The organism is Nocardia implantans (assembly GCF_035544775.1).
GTDB lineage: Bacteria > Actinomycetota > Actinomycetes > Mycobacteriales > Mycobacteriaceae > Nocardia > Nocardia implantans.
In genome coordinates this window covers 21,986-39,898 of the sequence record NZ_JAYKYQ010000019.1, presented here as the reverse complement: position 1 = coordinate 39,898, position 17,913 = coordinate 21,986, and the positions used below count along the sequence as shown (strand labels likewise).

The following is a 17,913-nucleotide window of genomic DNA, read 5'->3' as shown; positions in this document are numbered from 1 at the left end:
TGTTTCCGATCGCGGGGTATTCGCCGGGTGGTGAACGGAGGTGGCTGATGCTGAAAGTCGATGGCCGCGACGGCCGGGAATGGTCTGCGAAGGACTCGGCGAATGCGCGTTTCGCGCGGGAGGTGTTGCGATCGGCCGCTCGGCCCGAGCGCATCGCGGAGGTGATCGCGGACATCGTCGGTGACCGTATCGAGGTGGGGCCGGTGCAGGCCGGTCCTGGGGGATTGGCCTCCGTCACCGCCACCGGTTGGCCCGGAAAGGTGCGGGCCGCAGCCTGTGACGGCGAGGAATGGGACGTTGCGCTGGAGTTGCCGATCAGGCTTCGGTTGCGGGTGGATATCGCCGGGGTCGTCGGACGGTTCGTCGCCACGGGGCGGGTGCGCTTGCGGGTCGGGCTGGTGCTGGAGGATCCGTGCGGGGTGTTCGTGCGTACCGAAGAAGTTCGTCAGGAGCACGTGGACATCAAGGTTCGTCCGGTCGACAGGCCGGCTCGGCTGCTCGACCGGCTCGCCGATGTGCGCTCGATGGTCGTCGATCATGTCGTCGCTTATGTCGGGGAGCTGCTGTCGAGCCGCGAGATCAGTCAGATGCGGCGTATCGATATCGCGCAGGTCATCGACCGTGCTTGGGAGGCGGGCCTGATCCTCGACCCGGCGGCTCGGACGTTGCCCCGCAGCGCCTGACTTCGTCGCGGTCGCGCGGGAACACGGCGTGGGTCGCATCCGGCCCCGCGATTGCCTTTGAACCATCGATGCTGAGAGGTTCACGCCGGGGCAGTGGGGTAACACGGGTGCGGAAGGAACCCGCCGATGCGGGAGCCCCACGATCCGCGCATCGCGCCGGGCCGGACGGGACGCGACCGGCCGTGCGTTGCACTCGTCCGTAAATCGCTTTCGGGCAAGGGGTTCTGTAGTCGTGCGCGAAATAAATTGTGACACAAGTAAATCCGATCAATTCGTGGTTTCTTCTCGGTTTGCGCCGGGCGGGCGGCGGTACCCGGCGACGGGGAGGGGACGTTGTTCCGTTCGTCAGAGGAGAGTGCATGTTTCGTCATACCGATTACTTGCAGTTCGATGTGAAGCCCGAGAAGCCCGATCCGGTGTACGCGCGCAAGCTGCAGGAGCTGATCGGTGGCGCGTTCGGGGAGATGACCGTCACCATGCAGTACCTGTTCCAAGGGTGGAATTGCCGGATGCCCGGCAAGTACAAGGACATGATCATGGATGTGGCGACCGAGGAGATCGGCCACGTCGAGATGATCGCGACGATGATCGCGCGGCTGCTGGAAGGAGCGCCCGCGACGCGCGCCACCCAGGAAGCGGCGGCTGATCCGGTGGTGGCGGCGGTGCTGGGCGGGATGGATCCGCAGCAGGCGATCGTCTCCGGCGGCGGGGCGTCGCTGTCGGACAGCAACGGGGTGCCGTGGAACGGCAGGTACATCGTGGCCAGCGGCAACCTCTTGGCCGACTTCCGCGCCAATGTGGCCGCCGAAGCGCAGGGTCGCATCCAAACCGCGCGCCTGTACAACATGACCGACGACCCAGGGGTCAAGGACATGCTGAAGTTCAACCTCGCCAGGGACACCTACCACCAGAACCTCTGGCTTGCCGCGATCGAGCAGCTGAAGGAGGACGGACTGGAAGGCACCGTCACGCCGAACGCGTTGTTCGACGAGGAGCACTCCGAGCATGCGACGAGCCTGTGGCATCTGTCCGACGGACCCGATGCCGGCGCGGGCCGGTGGGCGACCGGTGTCGCTCCGGACGGCGTGCACCAGAACGGTTTCCTCGCCGACCCGAAACCGCTGGGTGACAAGGCGTCGGCACCGCCGCCGGACCCGCAGTTGTACGCCACCTACGACGGCTCGCAGGGCAAGCCGCGTTCGGCGGCGTTGGGTACCGAGGCCGGACTGGTCGGCAAGGTGAAAGACGCTCTCGACCCCACCAAGCCCTAGTCGGGTCGCCCCGGGGTATTTGCCGGGCCGGTGCCACCTGTATTCCCAGCTGACCAGGCCGGCGCCGGCCCGACCTCGGTGCGGCGGTCCGTCTGCCCGCCGGGGCGATCGTGTCAGAAGAGACGGTCGGCGGAGATGCCGAACAACTCGTGGGCCACGCCGCATCCGAGATCGCGCGCTAGCGCTCGCTTCCACGGGCGCTGGGTGATGGCGTGGGTCGGTCGGCGGGCCGCTCGGGGCGCGCCATGATGCATTGCCGTGGCGCTGCACACACCTGGTCGCTCACGCCCACCGAAATGTCGGTGCGGAGGAGTAGGCAGGGGCTATGAGTCGATCCACCGCAGTTCCGGACCCCTTCCGGCCGGCTTCCGGCCCGCGTCTGCTGGACGTCCGTCGCCTGTGGGCCGAGCCGGACGCGCTGGCGAGCCCGCGCGGGCAGCAGGTGCGCGCGCGTTTTCCCGACGCCGAGATCATCACCGTCGCCTCCCACTGGAAGATCGACCAGCTGCACGGCAACGCGGGCAACGTCGACCGCTGGATCCGGGTCAAGACCGAGGACTTGGTGCTCGGGGTCAAGAAGTCGCTGACGGCCCGTCCGAACGGTCGATCGGCCGACTGGATCGCGCCCTCGACGTCCAACGGCTGCGCGATGGCGTGCGCCTACTGCTACGTTCCCCGCCGCAAGGGCTACGCCAACCCGATCACGGTGTTCACCAACATCGACAAGATCATCGGCTATCTCGGACGCCACGTGCGCAGGCAAGGGCCGAAGCAGGCGCCGAACCAGTGCGACCCGCACGCGTGGGTCTACGACCTCGGCGAGAACAGCGACTGCTCGGTCGACGCACTGGTCAGCGACAACGTCGCCGACCTGATCACCGCGTTCAGCGCGTGGCCCACCGCGAAGGCATCCTTCGCCACCAAGTACGTCAACCGCGACCTGCTGGACCTCGACCCGCGCGGGCGGACCCGGATCCGGTTCTCGCTCATGCCCGAGGCGGACTCCCAGCTGCTGGACCTGCGTACCACGCCGATCCGCCAGCGCATCGCCGCGATCGACGATTTCGTTGCAGCGGGCTACGAGGTGCATGTGAACTTTTCCCCCGTCGTCGTCCGCCCAGGCTGGGAGGAGGACTGGGCGCAGCTGCTGGAGCAGTTGTCGGACGGTACGGGCTCGGCCTTCAAGGCCCAGGCCGCGGCGGAGATCATCATGCTCACCCACAACGAGCAATTGCACGAACTCAACCTCGGCTGGCACCCGAAGGCCGAGGACCTGCTGTGGCGGCCGCCGATCCAGCAGGCCAAGCGCTCCCAGTCGGGCATGTGGAATGTGCGCTACCGCAACGACGTCAAAGCGGGCGGGGTCGAAACCTTGACCGACCTCATCGCCCTGCGGGCGCCCTGGCTGAAGGTGCGCTACGCGTTCTGATTGTGCTCATTCGCCGCGGCTACTTCGGCGCGGCGAATGAACGGATAGATTCTGGCAAATTCACTGCAATGGTGCGCGCACGCTGCCGTGGAGCGTCAGCGGCGCAAAAGAAGTTCCGCCTCGGGGGGACACCGGCGACGCGGTGACCGCCCTGGTGAGGATCAGGCGGCGGGCTTGGGCTGGCTCAGGTCCCTGATGCCGGTGATCGCATCGATGACGTTCACGATGGCGGAGGTGCCGCCGTCGAGGGCCGAGCTGCCGGAGTCGAGCATGGCCGAGCCGGAGGACGAGCCGGCCGAACCCGTGGACGAGCCGCCGTCGGCCGAACCCGAGGCCAGGCCGGCGGAGCCGGTGGCGGCGGAGCCGGTGGCGGCGGAGGCCACCGCGGCGGGGCCGAGCAGCAGGGCGGCGGCGGAGACGGTGCAGGCGGCGGCGAGGGTCATGCGCGAGATCATGTACGGAGCTTCCTTTCACAGTTGGATAACGGCGCCATCACGACGCACCTCAGCAACGTTAAGAAAAAGAAATCCACTAATCCACTTCTCTTCTTGTGTGCATTATCACCGTTAATAATTGGCTAACGAGATATTGTGTCGAGGTAACACAATTTGATCTTCACCCCGGATCGCATTTCATGATCGAATTCGATTGTTTCTGCCGCGGTGGCGCGTATCGGTGTGCGTCGGAATGGATCTCGTGACGCGCTTTCGGTCTCCGGCAGCCGGACTAGACGCCAGGGGGGCGCGGCGGCGTCATGGAAGAAGCCGGTTGATCCGCTGCCGGCGCCGTGTGGTGCACCGGTCCGGCGGTTCGGGTCAGTGGACGACCGTCCCCGCCCCACCGTCGCGCGATGATCTCGGCCGCGATGGACACCGCCGTCTCTTCCGGCGTCCGACCGCCCAGATCCAAGCCGATCGGGCTGGCGAGCCGGTCGAGTTGCGCGTCGGTGAGGCCGGCTTGCCGCAGCCGGGTCATCCGCTGGTCGTGCGTGCGCCGCGATCCCATGGCGCCGACATAGCCGATCCGCGGCGCGCGCAGAGCCACCTCGAGCAGCGGAACGTCGAACTTGGGATCGTGGGTCAGCACGCAGACTGCGGTCCGCGCATCGACCGCGCCCTGCGCGATCTGCGCGGCGAGGTAGCGGTGCGGCCAGTCGACGACGACCTCGTCGGCGGTGGGGAACCGCGCCGAGGTCGCGAAGATCGGCCGTGCGTCGCACACCGTGACCCGGTACCCGAGGAACGATCCCTGCCGCGCTACGGCGGCGGCGAAATCGATGGCCCCGAACACCAGCATCCGCGGCCGGGGGGCATGAGCGGCGACGAAAACCGCCATACCCTCGCCTCGGCGCTGTCCATCGGGACCATAGGACAGCACCTCGGTGCGGCCGGCCGCGAGCAGCCCGGCCGCATCGTCGGTCACCGCGTCGTCGGTGCGCGCCGACCCGAGCGTGCCGTGCGCACCGCTTTGCCGCAGCAGCAGCCTGCGTCCTATCCGAGCGCGGTCCGGATGCTCGATGACGGTCGCGACGGCGACCGGCCGGTGGCAGGCGATGTCGGCGGCGACCGCGCCGAGTTCCGGAAACGTGGCCCGGGAGATCGCTTCGACGAAGATGTCGATGATGCCGCCGCAGGTGAGGCCGACGGCAAAGGCGTCGTCGTCCGAGAACCCGTACCGCTGTACTGCCGGACGACCGGTCCGCATGACCTGAGTGGCGAGCTCGTATACCGCGCTTTCGACGCAGCCGCCGGAGATCCCGCCGCCGACCGTCCCGTCCGGGGCGACGACCATGGCCGCGCCCGGCGGTCGAGGCGCCGAATGGAAGGTCCGCACGACCGTCGCGAGCCCCGCCGTGCCCCCGGTGTTCCAGATCGCCATCAGATCCGTGAGCACGTCCCGCATGATGCGTCCTCCGGCCGGGACGCGGCGGTAGGAGCCGCGTCGATCTCCAGATTAAAACGAGGATCGTGACGCCCGGCCAGCGCGGGTGCGCTCGACTGTGTCCGTCCGTACCTTTCCAGGCCTGTCGCGGAGTCGAGCACGGGCGGAGGGCGAGTCTCCGGCAGCTTCCGGTTCGGCGGCCGCGACGGGTACACCGGCGACAAATGTCGGCCGGCTATGTGGGAGCCACCCCGCGCACGCGCACCTGGACCACGGCAAACCGGCACAGAGCCGGAAGCACGTTCCTCGTCGGTGGGGGAGTGGGCCGGTTCGTGGGGCGTGCGTCCGTCGTCAGGTGGTTGTTCTCACGTAGCGCCGGACAACCATCGCCGAACGCGCCCGGAACCGAATTTCGTGCGCCGTCGTGGTCGGCGGGCCGTGTCGAGCCAGGCGGGCAGCGGTTCTCGCGCGGCGAGCCACGTTTGCGGCACTCCCGCGTGCGGGCTGGTGCCGGTGTAGGCGGCGATGATCCCTCCGACGACGGCGCTGGTGGTGTCGATATCTCCGTCCGCGGCGATGCAGGCGGTGATCGCGGCCGGGTAGTCGTCGAGATGCCGCGCCGCGACCCACACCGTGAACGGGACCGTGTTCTGCGCGGTGACCAGTGGTCGGGCTGGTCCGTACCGGGACCGCGTCCACGGCGGGGATGCTCGACCGGCGAGGAGGCAAGTTGCATGTTCATACTTCGATATGCGCATTTAACGATGTTCCGCGACTGTGCCACTGATCGCGTGGTTGACGGCAGTTGTCGGGTTGCCTTAGCCTCGCAAAAGTGAACACTGATCACCCGGCGGTGCGTGCTCTCGCCCCGTGTTGCGGAGGCCGGGAAAGCTTCCCGGTTCAGGTGATTCGGTGGCAAAGATGCGCCGATGAGGTGAGGCGAAATGCCGGCCGCGCGATGCGGTGCGCTTGCGGCGGGGGAGCCGCGCGACTTCGATGACCAAGCGGGGATTGACGCGGGAGCGGCTGGCCGACATCGCTCACGATTACGTTTCCGAGCACGGCTTGGACGCCCTCACGATGCGGCGACTGGCGGCGGCGGCCGAGGTGACCCCTGGCGCGTTGTACAAGCACGTACGGGACCGGAAGGACCTCCAGCGTGCGATGGCCGACACCGTTTTCCGGGCCGTGGACCTCTCGGACCTCGACGTCGGCAATCCCGATGTCGCGCAGACGATGATCTGTTGTCAGCGTATTCGTGCGGCGATGCTGCGTTTCCGTGAAGGGGGACGCGTCGTCGCGGGCTCGTACTCGCCTTCGCCGGAGACCATCAGAGTTTCCAGCACGCTGATGGCGCTGTTGCGCGGTGTGCTTCTGCCGCAGTTCGGCGTCGGGGAGATCGTGCTCGTCTTGCGTTCCTACATAACGGGTTTCGTCATCGAAGAACAGGCCTACCTCGAACTGAGCAACGCGGGAGAGTGGGAGTCGCTGGTGGCGCGAATCTCGACGGGTGATCATGTCAGGCCGGAAGGCGCCGATGACGTTCTGGCGATCATGACCGGCGACCGGGATGTGCGATTCACCGGAGGATTGCGCACGGTTCTCCACGGCAAGGTTCGCGATGCGGCGAATCTCGCCGCCCCACTGCGTATTTGACGGTATTCGACGGCAAGCTCGGGCGGCATGGTTTCGATGCCGCTGTGGCGTGGTCGCGATGGCTGGACGCCGACTGTTACGGCGTGGTGCGGGACGGCGTCGTCGACGCTCGTCGGCAGACCGACTTCGTCCCGACGACGAAGCAGGCATCGGCCGCCGGGTCCGGTTCACCGCCGACGCTCCGGTAATGGACGTGTTTCGAAACCGACCAGTAATTCGTGTTTCTGATTCCATATTGCAACGCGCCGACGCGGGCTCGGACGAGGCGAAACGATTGACGCGGCACCGGCCTGCCTCTACCCTTCGCGTGGTGAACGATGCTTACCATGCGGCGTCGGGGCGGCCGTCGCAGGTATCGCCATCCCTGCGACCGACGGCTGCCGGATCACTCCACGCTTCCCCGGCAGTCGCAGCCGGCAGCCAGCTACCCGGCGCGTCCGCCCCCGGCCCGCGCGACGATACGGCCGAGTAACCGCCGGACAGGTGTCTTCGCACCGACCGGCTGTGCGAGAAAGGGTATTCACCCTTTGCCCGTCGACCGGGCCAAAACTTCGGAGAGGAAGGAACCGGCGAGTGTTCAGCCGCATCGCCATTGTGAACCGGGGAGAGGCCGCCATGCGCCTCATCCACGCGGTCCGAGACCTGGCCGCGGAAACGGCACGTTCGATCGAGACCATCGCTTTCTACACCGATGTCGATCGCAACGCGACGTTCGTGCGCGAGGCCGACATCACCTACGACCTGGGGCCCGCCTCCGCGCGACCGTATCTGGATCTCAAGGCGCTCGAGCGCGCGCTGGTCACGACCCGCGCCGACGCCGCGTGGGTCGGGTGGGGTTTCGTCGCGGAGGACCCGGCGTTCGCCGAGTTGTGCGACCAGATCGGGGTCACCTTCATCGGTCCCGATGCCGAGGCGATGCGCAAGCTCGGCGACAAGATCGGCGCGAAGCTCATCGCCGAGGAGGTCGGTGTCCCGGTCGCGCCGTGGAGCCGCGGCCCGGTCGAGACCGTCGACGACGCGCTGGCCTCGGCCGCCGATATCGGCTATCCGCTCATGCTGAAGGCCACCGCGGGCGGCGGCGGACGCGGTATCCGCGTGGTCAACGACGAGGCCGAGCTGGTCGACGCCTACGAACGCACCCGGCAGGAGGCCGCCCGCGCGTTCGGCAGTGGCGTGGTGTTCCTCGAACGGCTCGTCACTGGCGCTCGCCATGTCGAGGTGCAGGTCATCGCGGATGGTCAGGGCACCGCTTGGGCGCTGGGCGTGCGCGACTGCTCGGTGCAGCGGCGCAACCAGAAGGTCATCGAGGAGTCGGCGTCGCCGGTGCTGCGTCCGGAGCAGGTGACCGAGCTGAAGGCCTCGGCCGAGCGTCTGGCGGTGGCGGTCGGTTACCGCGGCGCGGCGACCGTGGAATTCCTCTATCACCCCGGTGACGAGCTGTTCGCCTTCCTCGAGGTCAACACCCGTCTGCAGGTCGAGCACCCGATCACCGAGCTGACCACCGGTTTCGATCTGGTTCGCGCGCAGCTCGCGGTGGCCTCCGGTGAGCGTCTTGTTGGCGAGCCGCCCGCCGAGCGCGGGCACGCCATCGAAGCCCGGCTCAACGCCGAGGATCCCGACCGCGACTTCGCTCCCGCCCCGGGCCGGATCGCCCGCCTCGATCTGCCCGCCGGCCCCGGCGTCCGCGTGGACACCGGCGTCAGCGAAGGCGACACCATTCCCGCCGATTTCGATTCGATGATCGCCAAGATCATCGCCTACGGTCGCGACCGCTCCGAGGCGCTGGGCCGGTTGCGCCGCGCCGTCGCGCAGACGCGGGTGATCATCGAGGGCGGCGCCACGAACAAGAGTTTCGTCCTGGAACTGCTGGATCAGCCCGAGGTGATCGACGCGAGCGCCGACACCGGCTGGATCGACCGCGTGCGCGGGCAGGGCCGTCTCGTCTCGCATCGCAACTCCGCCGTCGCGCTCGCCGCCGCCGCCATCGACGCCTACGAGGAAGAGGAACGCGCCGAGCGAAACCGGCTGCTGTCCACCGCCGCAGGCGGACGTCCCTTGGTGCAGCACCACGCCGGCCGGCCGCTCGACCTCAAATTGCGGGGTGTCGGCTATCGCGTGCGGGTGGCCCGCACCGGCCCGCATCGGTTCCGCATCGGCATCGAGGCGGGCGACGACATCCGCACCGCCGATGTCGACCTCGTGCGCTACGACCGGCATTCCGGGCAGATCGTGGTCAACGGCACCGCCTTCCGGGTCACCGCGGGCACGCACGGACCGACCCATGTGGTGGACGTCGACGGTGTCACCCACCGGGTGAGCCGGGACGAGGGCGGCGTCGTCCGCTCACCCGCCCCCGCGCTGGTGGTCGCCACGCCGCTGCAGGTCGGCGACGAGGTCGAGGCCAACGCGCCGGTGCTGGTGCTGGAGAGCATGAAGATGGAGACGGTGCTGCGCGCGCCGTTCAAGGCCCGACTGAAGGAATGCGCCGTCTCGGTCGGCACCCAGGTGGAGACCGGCGCGCCCCTGCTGCGGCTGGAGCGCTTGGTCGACGACGCGGTCGAGGAGGCCGCGGCGGTCGGTTCGGTCGAACTGGATCTGCCCGCCGGGGATGCCCAGGCTCGTCCGCACGAGCGGATCGCCCGGCGCTCGGAGGACTTGCGCGGCCTGCTGCTGGGCTTCGACGTCGATCCGCACGACGACCGCCGGGTGCTGACGGATTACCTCGATGCCCGTCGTGCCGCCGTCGCCGATGATCGCAGGCCGCTGGCGGAGGAACTCGAGCTCGTCGACGTGTTCACCGACCTGGCCGAGCTGAGTCACAACTTGCCCTCGGGCGAGGACGCCCAGGGGCATGTCCACAGTGCCCGCGAGTACTTCCACACCTACTTGCAGAGCCTCGACGTCGAACGGGCCGGACTGCCGGAGTCGTTCAAGCTCAAGCTCGCGCGGGCGCTCGGGCACTACGGGGTTTCCGATTTGGAGCGTTCCCCCGAACTCGAGGCCGCGGTCTTCCGGATCTTCCTGGCCCAGCAACGCACCGACACCGTCGCGGTCGTGACGGCGCTGCTGCGGGAGTGGCTGGGCGAGCCGATGCCGGATCGAGCCTTGCGCGAACCGGTCGGCCTGGCACTGGAACGACTGGTGGCCGCGACCCAGGTGCACTTCCCCGTCGTCGCCGATCTCGCTCGCGGTCTGGTGTTCGCCTGGTACGGCCAGCCGTTGCTGCGGCGTAACCGCGCTCGCGTCTACACCAACGTCCGCCGGTCGCTGCGGTATCTGGACACCCATCCGGACGCGCCCGATCGCGCCGAGCGCATCTCCGAGATGGTCCGCAGCACCGAGCCGCTTGTGCGTCTGCTGGGCCAGCGGCTGGTCCGCGGCAGCGACGACAACACCGCCATGCTGGAGGTGCTGACCCGCCGGTACTACGGCAACAAGGGGCTCACCGGCGTCCGCACCCACGACGTCGACGGCTGCCGCTACCTGATCGCCGACCGCGACGGGAGCAGCCTGGTGTCCGCCGCGGTGCGCTTCGACGCGCTCGGCGCCGCGGTGCGCGGGCTCGGCGAACTGACCGGTGACGCGGTGTCGATCGACGCCGACATCTATCTCAGCTGGGAGAAGCAGCCCGCGGACTTCGACGCCATGGCCGCGGAGCTGCACTCGGTGCTCAGCGCGCAGCCGCTGCCGAAGCAGGTGCACCGGATCACCGCGACGGTCGCCGGCAGCAACGGGGCGGTCATGCACCACCACTTCACCTTCCGTCCGTCGGCCACCGGCCCGACCGAGGAACGGCTGATCCGCGGTCTGCACCCGTACATCGCGCAGCGGATGCAGATGGAGCGGCTGCGCAAGTTCGACCTCACGCGCCTGCCGTCCTCCGACGACGAGGAGGTCTACCTGTTCCGGTGCGTCGCGAAGGACAATCCGGCCGACGACCGGCTCATCGCGTTCGCGCAGGTGCGGGATCTGACCGCGCTGCGTGAGCACGACGGACGGCTGCTCGCGCTGCCCACCGCGGAGAGCACCATCGCCACCTGCCTTGACTCCATCCGCCGGGCGCAGGCGCAGCGGCCGTCGGCGAAGCGGTTCAACACCAATCGCATCGTGATGTACGTGTGGCCGCCGCTGGATGTCACCCGCGCCGAGCTCGAGCGCATCGGCGGCCATGTGCTGCCGACGACCGCGGGCGCGGGACTCGAGGAGATCGTGCTCATCGCGCGGGAACGCGACGCGGACACCGGCGAGTTGGCGAAGGTGGCCATCCGGATCAGCTTCGATGCCGCGGGCGGCACCGTGGTGACCTTCGGCGAGCCGTCGGACGAACCGATCGAACCGCTCGACGCGTATCGGCAGAAGGTGCTGCGCGCCGCGGGCCGCAATGCCGTGTACCCCTACGAATTGACCGGTCTGCTCGGCAAGTTCACCGAATACGATCTGGACGCCGACCACACGCTGGTTCCGGTCGATCGGCCGAAGGGGCGTAACACCGCCGCGATCGTCGCGGGCGTCATCACCACGGCCACGCCGAAACACCCGGAGGGCGTCACGCGGGTGGTGCTGCTCGGCGACCCGACGAAATCCTTGGGCGCGCTGTCGGAACCGGAGTGCAGGCGGGTGATCGCCGCGCTGGACCTGGCCGAGCGCCTGGAGGTGCCGCTGGAGTGGTACGCGTTGTCGGCGGGCGCTCGCATCTCGATGGAATCGGGCACCGAGAACATGGACTGGGTGGCGGCCGCGCTCAAGCGGATCGTCGAATTCACCCAGGCGGGCGGCGAGATCAACATCGTGGTCGCCGGCATCAATGTCGGAGCGCAGCCGTACTGGAACGCCGAGGCGACCATGCTCATGCACACCAAGGGCATCCTGGTGATGACGCCGGATTCGGCCATGGTGCTCACCGGTAAGCAGGCGCTGGACTTCTCCGGCGGCGTGTCGGCCGAGGACAACTTCGGCATCGGCGGTTACGACCGGGTCATGGGTCCGAACGGGCAGGCGCAGTACTGGGCGCCGAACCTGGCTGCGGCGCGCGACATCCTGATGGCGCACTACGACCACACCTACATCGCCCAGGGGGAGCAGGCGCCGCGGCGGTCGCGGACCAGCGATCCCATCGATCGCGACATCTCCGATTTCCCGCATGTCCTGGCCGGCAGCGACTTCGCCACCGTCGGCGAGATCTTCTCGGGCACCGCGAATCCGGATCGGAAGAAGCCCTTCGACATCCGCACGGTGATGCGCGCGGTCGCCGACCAGGACCACCCCGTGCTGGAGCGCTGGGCGGGAATGGCCGACGCCGAGACCGCGGTGGTGCAGGACGCGCATCTGGGCGGGATCCCGGTGTGCTTGCTCGGCATCGAGTCGCGTGGCGTGCCGCGGCACGGTTTTCCGCCCACCGACGGCCCGGACACCTACACCGCGGGCACGCTGTTCCCGCGGTCGTCGAAGAAGGCCGCACGGGCGATCAACGCCGCGAGCGGCAACCGGCCACTGGTGGTGCTGGCGAACCTGTCGGGCTTCGACGGGTCGCCGGAGTCGATGCGCAAGCTGCAGTTGGAGTACGGCGCCGAGATCGGCCGGGCGATCGTGAATTTCGAGGGCCCGATCGTGTTCTGCGTGATCTCTCGCTATCACGGTGGCGCGTTCGTCGTCTTCTCGAAGGCGTTGAACCCGAACATGACCGTGCTGGCGCTGGAGGGCTCGTTCGCGTCGGTGCTCGGCGGTGCGCCCGCCGCGGCGGCGGTGTTCTCCGGTGATGTCGCCACCCGCACCGCGGCCGATCCGCGGGTGCAGGAGTTGGAGGCGCGGGTGGCCAACGCGTCCGGCACCGATCGCGCCGCGCTGATCGCGGAACTGGACGAACTGCGGTCGTCGGTGCGCGCGGAGAAGCTCGGTGAAGTGGCCGCGGAGTTCGACCGCATCCACAACATCCAGCGTGCCGTCGAAGTCGGCTCCGTCGACGCGGTGATCCGTGCCGCGGAGTTGCGGCCACGGGTCATCGAGGCCATCCAGGCGCGTCTGGGCGGCTGACGGCGGGCTGGCCACGTCCACGGCGGGCGGCGGCCGCATGGTCGGTTGTGTGCGATCGCGACACGATCCGATCAGCGGTCGCCGCCCCTGGTGACGATCACCGGCACCTGCGCCGCGTGTAGTACGGCCCGGCTCACCGAACCGAGCGGCATCGCCGGGAGTTCGTCGTGCCCGCGGCTGCCCACTACGATCGACCGCGCTTTCTCGCCCATCTCGAGCAGTCGCCTGGCGGGGCGGTCCTCGACCACGACGCGCCGCACGGTGACCTCCGGATACGCCTCGCTGTACCCGGTCAGGCTCCGGTCGAGCAATTCCTCGCCCTGCTCGCGTGATTCGGTGGGCGAGCCGTTGCCGCGCAGGCCGGATAAGGCATGCACCACAACGAGATCGGCGCCGCGGAGAACCGCCTCGTCGAAAGCCAGCGCGATGGCCGCTGCGCTGCTGGCGGAGGCGTCGACGCCGACGACGACAGGCCCGTCACCGTTCTCGGCGTCGTTGGGAACGACGGCGACGGGGCATCCCGCCTGCCGAGCCAGCGCGGTGCTCAGCGAGCCCCGCATCGCGCGGCTGAACGCGCCGAGTTCTTGGGAGCCGACGACGAGCAGCCGCGCGTGCTCGGATCGGCGGCGCAGAACGGGAACGGGGGCAGCGTTGGTCAGTTCGACGGTCACTTCGATCCGGTTGATCCGCGCGGATTCGGCGACGGCCGAGGCGTACGCGATCTCCAGCAGCTCCGGGCCGCCCCACCGATGCCTGCCGGGGGCCGATGGGATGCGCTCGACGCCGGAACCGCAGTCGCCGAGGCCGCCGGTCAGATAGACCAAGTGCAGCGGCGCGCCGCGGTGGGCGGCGTCGACGGCGGCCCAGCGCACGGCGGCGAGCGCGACGCCGGAGCCGTCGACGCCCGCCAGGATCGGAGCCTTGCTCGAGGTGGACATGGGGTGCTCCTCCGGTTCGCGTGCAGGGGCCGTCGTCGGGCGAGCCGAGGTCGTCGCGGCGTACCTGGACGAGTGTCTATCTCCTTACCGAGGCGGCAGTAGAGCAACCGGTAGCCAGGGGCGAGGGACCAAGGTCCCGCTCCTGCGCGGGGCGCGGCCGCCGCACGCGGCGCGGCGACCGCTATGGCGAAGTCGTGCGCGGGTCCGGCGAGGAGGTCCTCGCGTCGAGCCGGGCGTGCGTCAGGACCGGTCGGGCATCAGGGAACGGGCCTCGGTCGCCGTACGGATCAGACCCTGGAGCCCCGGGCTGTGGGCTTCGCGCCGTAAGCACAGATACGTGGTGCGTGGCGGCACCCCCTCGAGCGGGATGAAGCGAATACCTTTGCGGGCGTAGGTGTCCGGTGCGAACGAACCGGCGATGTTGATGCCCATGCCCGCGCCGCACAGATCGAGAGCTTCGTCGAGTGTCGATGCGGCCGGAAGTGTCTTCGGTGGGGCGCCGCCCGGGCTGATCCCGGCCAGCCAGCGCTCGGACGTGGCGGGATCCTCGGTGGTCACGAACGTCTCGCCGAGCAGGTCGTCGACATGCAGCAGTTCGCGCGAGGCCAGCCGGTGATCGTCGGGCAGCACGACGATCGCGTCTTCGCGCCACAGCGCGATCGCCTGCACCGAGGCGGGCGGCGCGGCTGTCTCGGCGACGAAGACGCAATCGACCGTCGCGCCGATGAGGGCGGAATACGCCTGGGCGAACGGCAGTCGGCGCACTCGCCACTCGACTTCCGGCATGGTCGTTGTCAGCATGGCGAGCAGGGCGCGGAACCGCGGGCTGGACACCGGACATCCGAGCCGGATCGTCGTCGGCCCCGTGGTGGCCCAGTGCTCCAGCTCATCCGCGGCCTCGACCAGGCGTGTGGCCAGCGGCCGCAGCGCGGCGCCAGATTCGGTGAGTTCGACATGCCGGGAGGTGCGGCGGAACAGCCGACGCCCCAGCCGCCGCTCGATCGTGGTGATCTGCTCGCTCAGCGACGAGGGGCTCATATGCAGACGGCGCGCGGCCCGGGTGTAGTTCAGATCCTCCGCGACCGCCAGAAAGCTCCTGGCCTGGGGCACCGTGATACTCATGCTCGGGCCAGTCTACTGTGGCGCCGGATCGCCGCGGCTTCGGCTCACAAGCTCGGGGCGAGGGTGCGCTTCGGCGGTGGGCCGACCAGGACGAGATCGAGTTCGTCCGCGACCGCCTGCAGTTTCCCCGCCAGCACGGAAGGATCGATGAGGCCCTCGGTGTAGACGTGGTCCTCGGTGGGTTCACCGGTCCTGTCGAAGAACGGCTCGAAGACATCGGAGGTCAGGATGCCGAGCATCGAGGTGTTGTGCGCGCCGAACGCGAAGCTGTGCACCGTGCCGGCCGGAGCGTGCAGGTAGTCGCCCGGCGTGAGCAGCACCTCCCGGCCGTTGACCCACATCCACACGCGGCCCGCCGTGCAGAAGAAGTTCTCGGTGTGCAGCCGGTGGAAGTGCCGGGGGATGTAGGGCTGCCGGCCGCCCGTCGTGGCGACGGCCAAGTAGCGCCCGCCGGTGTTGCGTCCGCGCGCGGTCACCGTGTTCAGCGCGTCCGGCCAGCCGAGCCGGTCGCCGGTGGCCGCTCGCAGGAAATAGCTCTGCTGGTCGGCGGGGATTCGGTCGTCCGGGCCCGCGCCGAGTTCGGCGTGGTCGATACCGTCGACCACGGTGCCGATCGGTGTTCCGGCGTCGGCGCCGAGCGCGGAGGCCGAGTAGATGTGCCGGGTCACCGGGCGGTGCCTCAGAAGCGCGTCGAGCGCGCCGCCCGGAGCGGACCAGAACAGCATGCTCGACTGGTGTGCTTCCAACCGGTACGCGAAGGCGACACCCGGTGCGACGTGCACCGAATCACCGGTGGTGAGCAGGCGGCTTTCGCCGGGCAGCCAGACGCGCACCGCTCCGGCCGTCACGTGATAGGTCCGCTGATTCTCGGTGAGCACGTGAAACGGCGCCGACGCGCCGCGTGGCCCGCAGATGGTCGCTGCGTCGAAGAGTCCTCCGCTGTCGGATGAGCGCGCCAGCACCGTCCACAACTGCCCGTACGCCTCGAAGCGCAGGCCCTCTGCACTGGCGAGGTAGTACGGAACGGGCTCGCCGGGGAGGGTGTCGGCGAGCGGCAACCGGTGGATGTGGTCCAGGTCGGCGGTCGTCATGCGGGTTCTCCTGTCAGGGTCACGGCGAAGAAGTCGGCGATGGTGTCCAAGCCGAAGGTGGTGGTCTGCGTGGTGCCGCCGGTGAGGTGGGCGGCGGCCGCGGTCCGCTCGCGGGCCAGGCGGCCGTCGTCCATGCCGGCCGGGACGTCGGGCCGGTCCGGTGGGTTGAGGAAACCGTGCCGATACCCGTCGACGAGGTACAACTGCGAGCGGGCGCCGAGCGCCGCGTGCAACCTGCGGCTGTGCTCGTCGGGGACGAGCCGGTCCGCTGTGCCGTGCGCGATCTGGAACGTCGGCAGTGCGGCGCCCGCGGGCAGGTCGGACAGCACCGACAGCGGGCTTGCGGCCCGCGCCCGGTCCGGGAGATCCGCGGGGTCGCCGCCGATCAGACGCCACTCCGGCGGCCACCGATCGGACCATTGCGCGCCGTCCGGGACCACGCCGGGGACCAGGGTGGCCGGTCCGTAGGCGTCGGCCACCGCGAGTACGGAGCTGTCGCCCGTGTTCTCCTCTCCCGGCAGAGCGTCGATGCCGCCGGTCAGTCCGGCCAGCACGGCGAGATGCCCGCCGGCCGACGCGCCCCACACGCCGATGCGGCGTGGGTCGACAGACAGGTCGGCGGCGCCGGTGCGCAGGAACCGGATCGCGTCCCGGACGTCGTGCAACTGCGCAGGGAACAGCGCGGTGCCGCTGAGCCGGTATTCGATGGACGCGACCGCGATCCCGCGTCGCAGCAACGGCCGCGGGTCCGGCAGCAACGTCCGGTCTCCGGTGAACCAGCCGCCTCCGTGCACCCACACCACCACCGGGTGCGGGAGCCGGGAAGCGCCGTGCCGCGGCCGGTAGAGGTCGAGCAGGAGCGGGCCCTCCGGCCGGGTGGCGAAGACCAGGGTGCGTGCGGGGTCGGTCGGCATTCGCTCAGTATCGGAACGGCTCGGGCCGCAGACCAGCGGGAACTTCCGAAGGATCGTTCGGGCGTCCCGAACGAGCGATGGTATCGCCACCTTTCGGATCCCCCTTTAGACTGACGCGGTGACGATCCAGGGCGCACCCACGCGGGCCGAGTCCTTGGTGTCGTTCATTCAGAACCGCATCGCGGCAGGGGAGTTGAAGCCGGGCGACAAGCTGGGCACTCGGCAGCAACTGCAGCAGGAGTCGGGGCTGGCACGGGGGACGGTCATCGAAGCGGTTCGGCTGTTGCAGGACCGTGGGGTCATCACCGTCCGGCCCGGGCCGGGCGGCGGCTTGTTCGTCGCCGAGCCGTCTTCGATCGTCCGGCTCGGCCGGACCCTGCTGACCGTGGACGACGATCCTGCCGGGGTGGCGGATGCGATCGCGGTGCGCGAGGAACTCGAGCCGCTGGTCGCGGAGTTGGCGGCGCGCCACCGCACCAGCGCGGACCTCGCCGAGCTCGGTCGCCTGCTGGCCGTGGCGCGCGATGCGGCGGGGGATCCGGAAGGGTTCATCCGGGGCGTGTGGAATTTGCACCGGCGGATCGTGGCGATCGTCCCGAACCAGGTGCTGCGCGCTACCTACCTCGGGCTGGAGGAGTACATCGAGCATCACGCCACGCGCGCGAGCCGATCTCGGGAAGCCGACAATGCCGAGTACTTCGCCCAGCGGATCGCCGTCCACGAGGAGCTGATCCGCGCGATCGAATCGGGCGACCCGGCCCGTGCCCGCGCGGCCGCCGTAGCGCACGCGCAGCATTGATTTTCCGCTGAGCGGACCGGAAGCTCCGCCTGCGCATCGATTACGGCCCAGGTATTGACAGCGGCCCATGGCCTGTGGCTACCATCACAACCACCCAAA

General features: G+C 69.2%; 13 protein-coding genes. 6 read left to right on the top strand and 7 right to left on the bottom strand.

The annotated features are described in order from the left end of the window. Nucleotides 1–47 precede the first annotated feature (47 nt). The 3 genes from U3653_RS31265 to U3653_RS31255 all read left to right on the top strand — a co-directional run bounded on the left by U3653_RS31265 (nt 48) and on the right by U3653_RS31255 (nt 3,383). Complete coding sequence (locus U3653_RS31265; RefSeq protein WP_195083301.1) at nt 48–683, top strand: hypothetical protein; 636 nt, start codon at nt 48–50, stop codon at nt 681–683. A gap of 359 nt (nt 684–1,042) precedes the next feature. After that, nucleotides 1,043–1,954, top strand: coding sequence for a manganese catalase (locus U3653_RS31260; RefSeq protein ID WP_195083300.1), 912 nt, complete (start codon nt 1,043–1,045; stop codon nt 1,952–1,954). A gap of 325 nt (nt 1,955–2,279) precedes the next feature. Further along, nucleotides 2,280–3,383: a spore photoproduct lyase family protein gene (locus U3653_RS31255; RefSeq protein WP_195083299.1), complete on the top strand. Its 1,104-nt coding sequence runs from the start codon at nt 2,280–2,282 to the stop codon at nt 3,381–3,383. Between the two features lie 161 nt (nt 3,384–3,544). Here the strand turns inward: U3653_RS31255 and U3653_RS31250 are convergent, their stop codons facing one another. The 3 genes from U3653_RS31250 to U3653_RS31240 form a co-directional block, all read right to left on the bottom strand. Continuing rightward, nucleotides 3,545–3,838, bottom strand: a complete 294-nt coding sequence (locus tag U3653_RS31250) for a hypothetical protein (RefSeq protein WP_195083298.1) — start codon at nt 3,836–3,838, stop codon at nt 3,545–3,547. A 271-nt stretch (nt 3,839–4,109) separates the two neighbouring features. Continuing rightward, a complete protein-coding gene (locus U3653_RS31245) occupies nt 4,110–5,285 on the bottom strand; it encodes an XdhC family protein (protein WP_195083297.1) in 1,176 nt (391 codons plus the stop codon). 344 nt (nt 5,286–5,629) lie between these two features. After that, the gene (locus U3653_RS31240) at nt 5,630–6,022 is read right to left on the bottom strand and encodes an ADP-ribosylglycohydrolase family protein (protein WP_195083296.1); all 393 of its coding nucleotides are present in this window, start codon (nt 6,020–6,022) and stop codon (nt 5,630–5,632) included. Between the two features lie 238 nt (nt 6,023–6,260). On the opposite strand from U3653_RS31240, the gene U3653_RS31235 reads away from it, so the two are divergent. Further along, the gene (locus U3653_RS31235; RefSeq protein ID WP_195083295.1) at nt 6,261–6,920 is read left to right on the top strand and encodes a TetR/AcrR family transcriptional regulator; all 660 of its coding nucleotides are present in this window, start codon (nt 6,261–6,263) and stop codon (nt 6,918–6,920) included. Nucleotides 6,921–7,493: 573 nt separating this feature from the next. Continuing rightward, nucleotides 7,494–12,950 carry an ATP-binding protein gene (locus U3653_RS31230; RefSeq protein WP_195083294.1) on the top strand — a complete coding sequence of 1,819 codons (5,457 nt, stop codon included), beginning with the start codon at nt 7,494–7,496 and terminating at the stop codon, nt 12,948–12,950. Between the two features lie 71 nt (nt 12,951–13,021). Here the strand turns inward: U3653_RS31230 and U3653_RS31225 are convergent, their stop codons facing one another. From U3653_RS31225 to U3653_RS31210, 4 genes are all read right to left on the bottom strand, one after another. Beyond that, complete coding sequence (locus tag U3653_RS31225) at nt 13,022–13,888, bottom strand: universal stress protein (protein WP_195083293.1); 867 nt, start codon at nt 13,886–13,888, stop codon at nt 13,022–13,024. A 240-nt stretch (nt 13,889–14,128) separates the two neighbouring features. Then, a complete protein-coding gene (locus U3653_RS31220; protein ID WP_195083292.1) occupies nt 14,129–15,010 on the bottom strand; it encodes a LysR substrate-binding domain-containing protein in 882 nt (293 codons plus the stop codon). A 44-nt stretch (nt 15,011–15,054) separates the two neighbouring features. Further along, the gene (locus U3653_RS31215; RefSeq protein WP_195083291.1) at nt 15,055–16,101 is read right to left on the bottom strand and encodes a quercetin 2,3-dioxygenase; all 1,047 of its coding nucleotides are present in this window, start codon (nt 16,099–16,101) and stop codon (nt 15,055–15,057) included. Next, the gene (locus tag U3653_RS31210) at nt 16,098–17,015 is read right to left on the bottom strand and encodes an alpha/beta hydrolase fold domain-containing protein (protein WP_195083290.1); all 918 of its coding nucleotides are present in this window, start codon (nt 17,013–17,015) and stop codon (nt 16,098–16,100) included. Before U3653_RS31210 ends, U3653_RS31215 begins: the two co-directional genes overlap by 4 nt. 118 nt (nt 17,016–17,133) lie before the next feature. On the opposite strand from U3653_RS31210, the gene U3653_RS31205 reads away from it, so the two are divergent. Further along, nucleotides 17,134–17,814: a FadR/GntR family transcriptional regulator gene (locus tag U3653_RS31205; RefSeq protein ID WP_195083289.1), complete on the top strand. Its 681-nt coding sequence runs from the start codon at nt 17,134–17,136 to the stop codon at nt 17,812–17,814. The last annotated feature ends 99 nt before the right edge of the window (nt 17,815–17,913 follow it).

Coding starts and splice junctions, on each gene's coding strand:
- U3653_RS31235 (WP_195083295.1), top strand. CDS start 6,261: ATGACCAAGCGGGGATTGACGCGGGAGCGGCTGGCCGACATCGCTCAC.
- U3653_RS31245 (WP_195083297.1), bottom strand. CDS start 5,285: ATGCGGGACGTGCTCACGGATCTGATGGCGATCTGGAACACCGGGGGC.
- U3653_RS31255 (WP_195083299.1), top strand. CDS start 2,280: ATGAGTCGATCCACCGCAGTTCCGGACCCCTTCCGGCCGGCTTCCGGC.
- U3653_RS31215 (WP_195083291.1), bottom strand. CDS start 16,101: ATGACGACCGCCGACCTGGACCACATCCACCGGTTGCCGCTCGCCGAC.
- U3653_RS31260 (WP_195083300.1), top strand. CDS start 1,043: ATGTTTCGTCATACCGATTACTTGCAGTTCGATGTGAAGCCCGAGAAG.
- U3653_RS31210 (WP_195083290.1), bottom strand. CDS start 17,015: ATGCCGACCGACCCCGCACGCACCCTGGTCTTCGCCACCCGGCCGGAG.
- U3653_RS31225 (WP_195083293.1), bottom strand. CDS start 13,888: ATGTCCACCTCGAGCAAGGCTCCGATCCTGGCGGGCGTCGACGGCTCC.
- U3653_RS31265 (WP_195083301.1), top strand. CDS start 48: ATGCTGAAAGTCGATGGCCGCGACGGCCGGGAATGGTCTGCGAAGGAC.
- U3653_RS31220 (WP_195083292.1), bottom strand. CDS start 15,010: ATGAGTATCACGGTGCCCCAGGCCAGGAGCTTTCTGGCGGTCGCGGAG.
- U3653_RS31250 (WP_195083298.1), bottom strand. CDS start 3,838: ATGATCTCGCGCATGACCCTCGCCGCCGCCTGCACCGTCTCCGCCGCC.
- U3653_RS31240 (WP_195083296.1), bottom strand. CDS start 6,022: ATGCGCATATCGAAGTATGAACATGCAACTTGCCTCCTCGCCGGTCGA.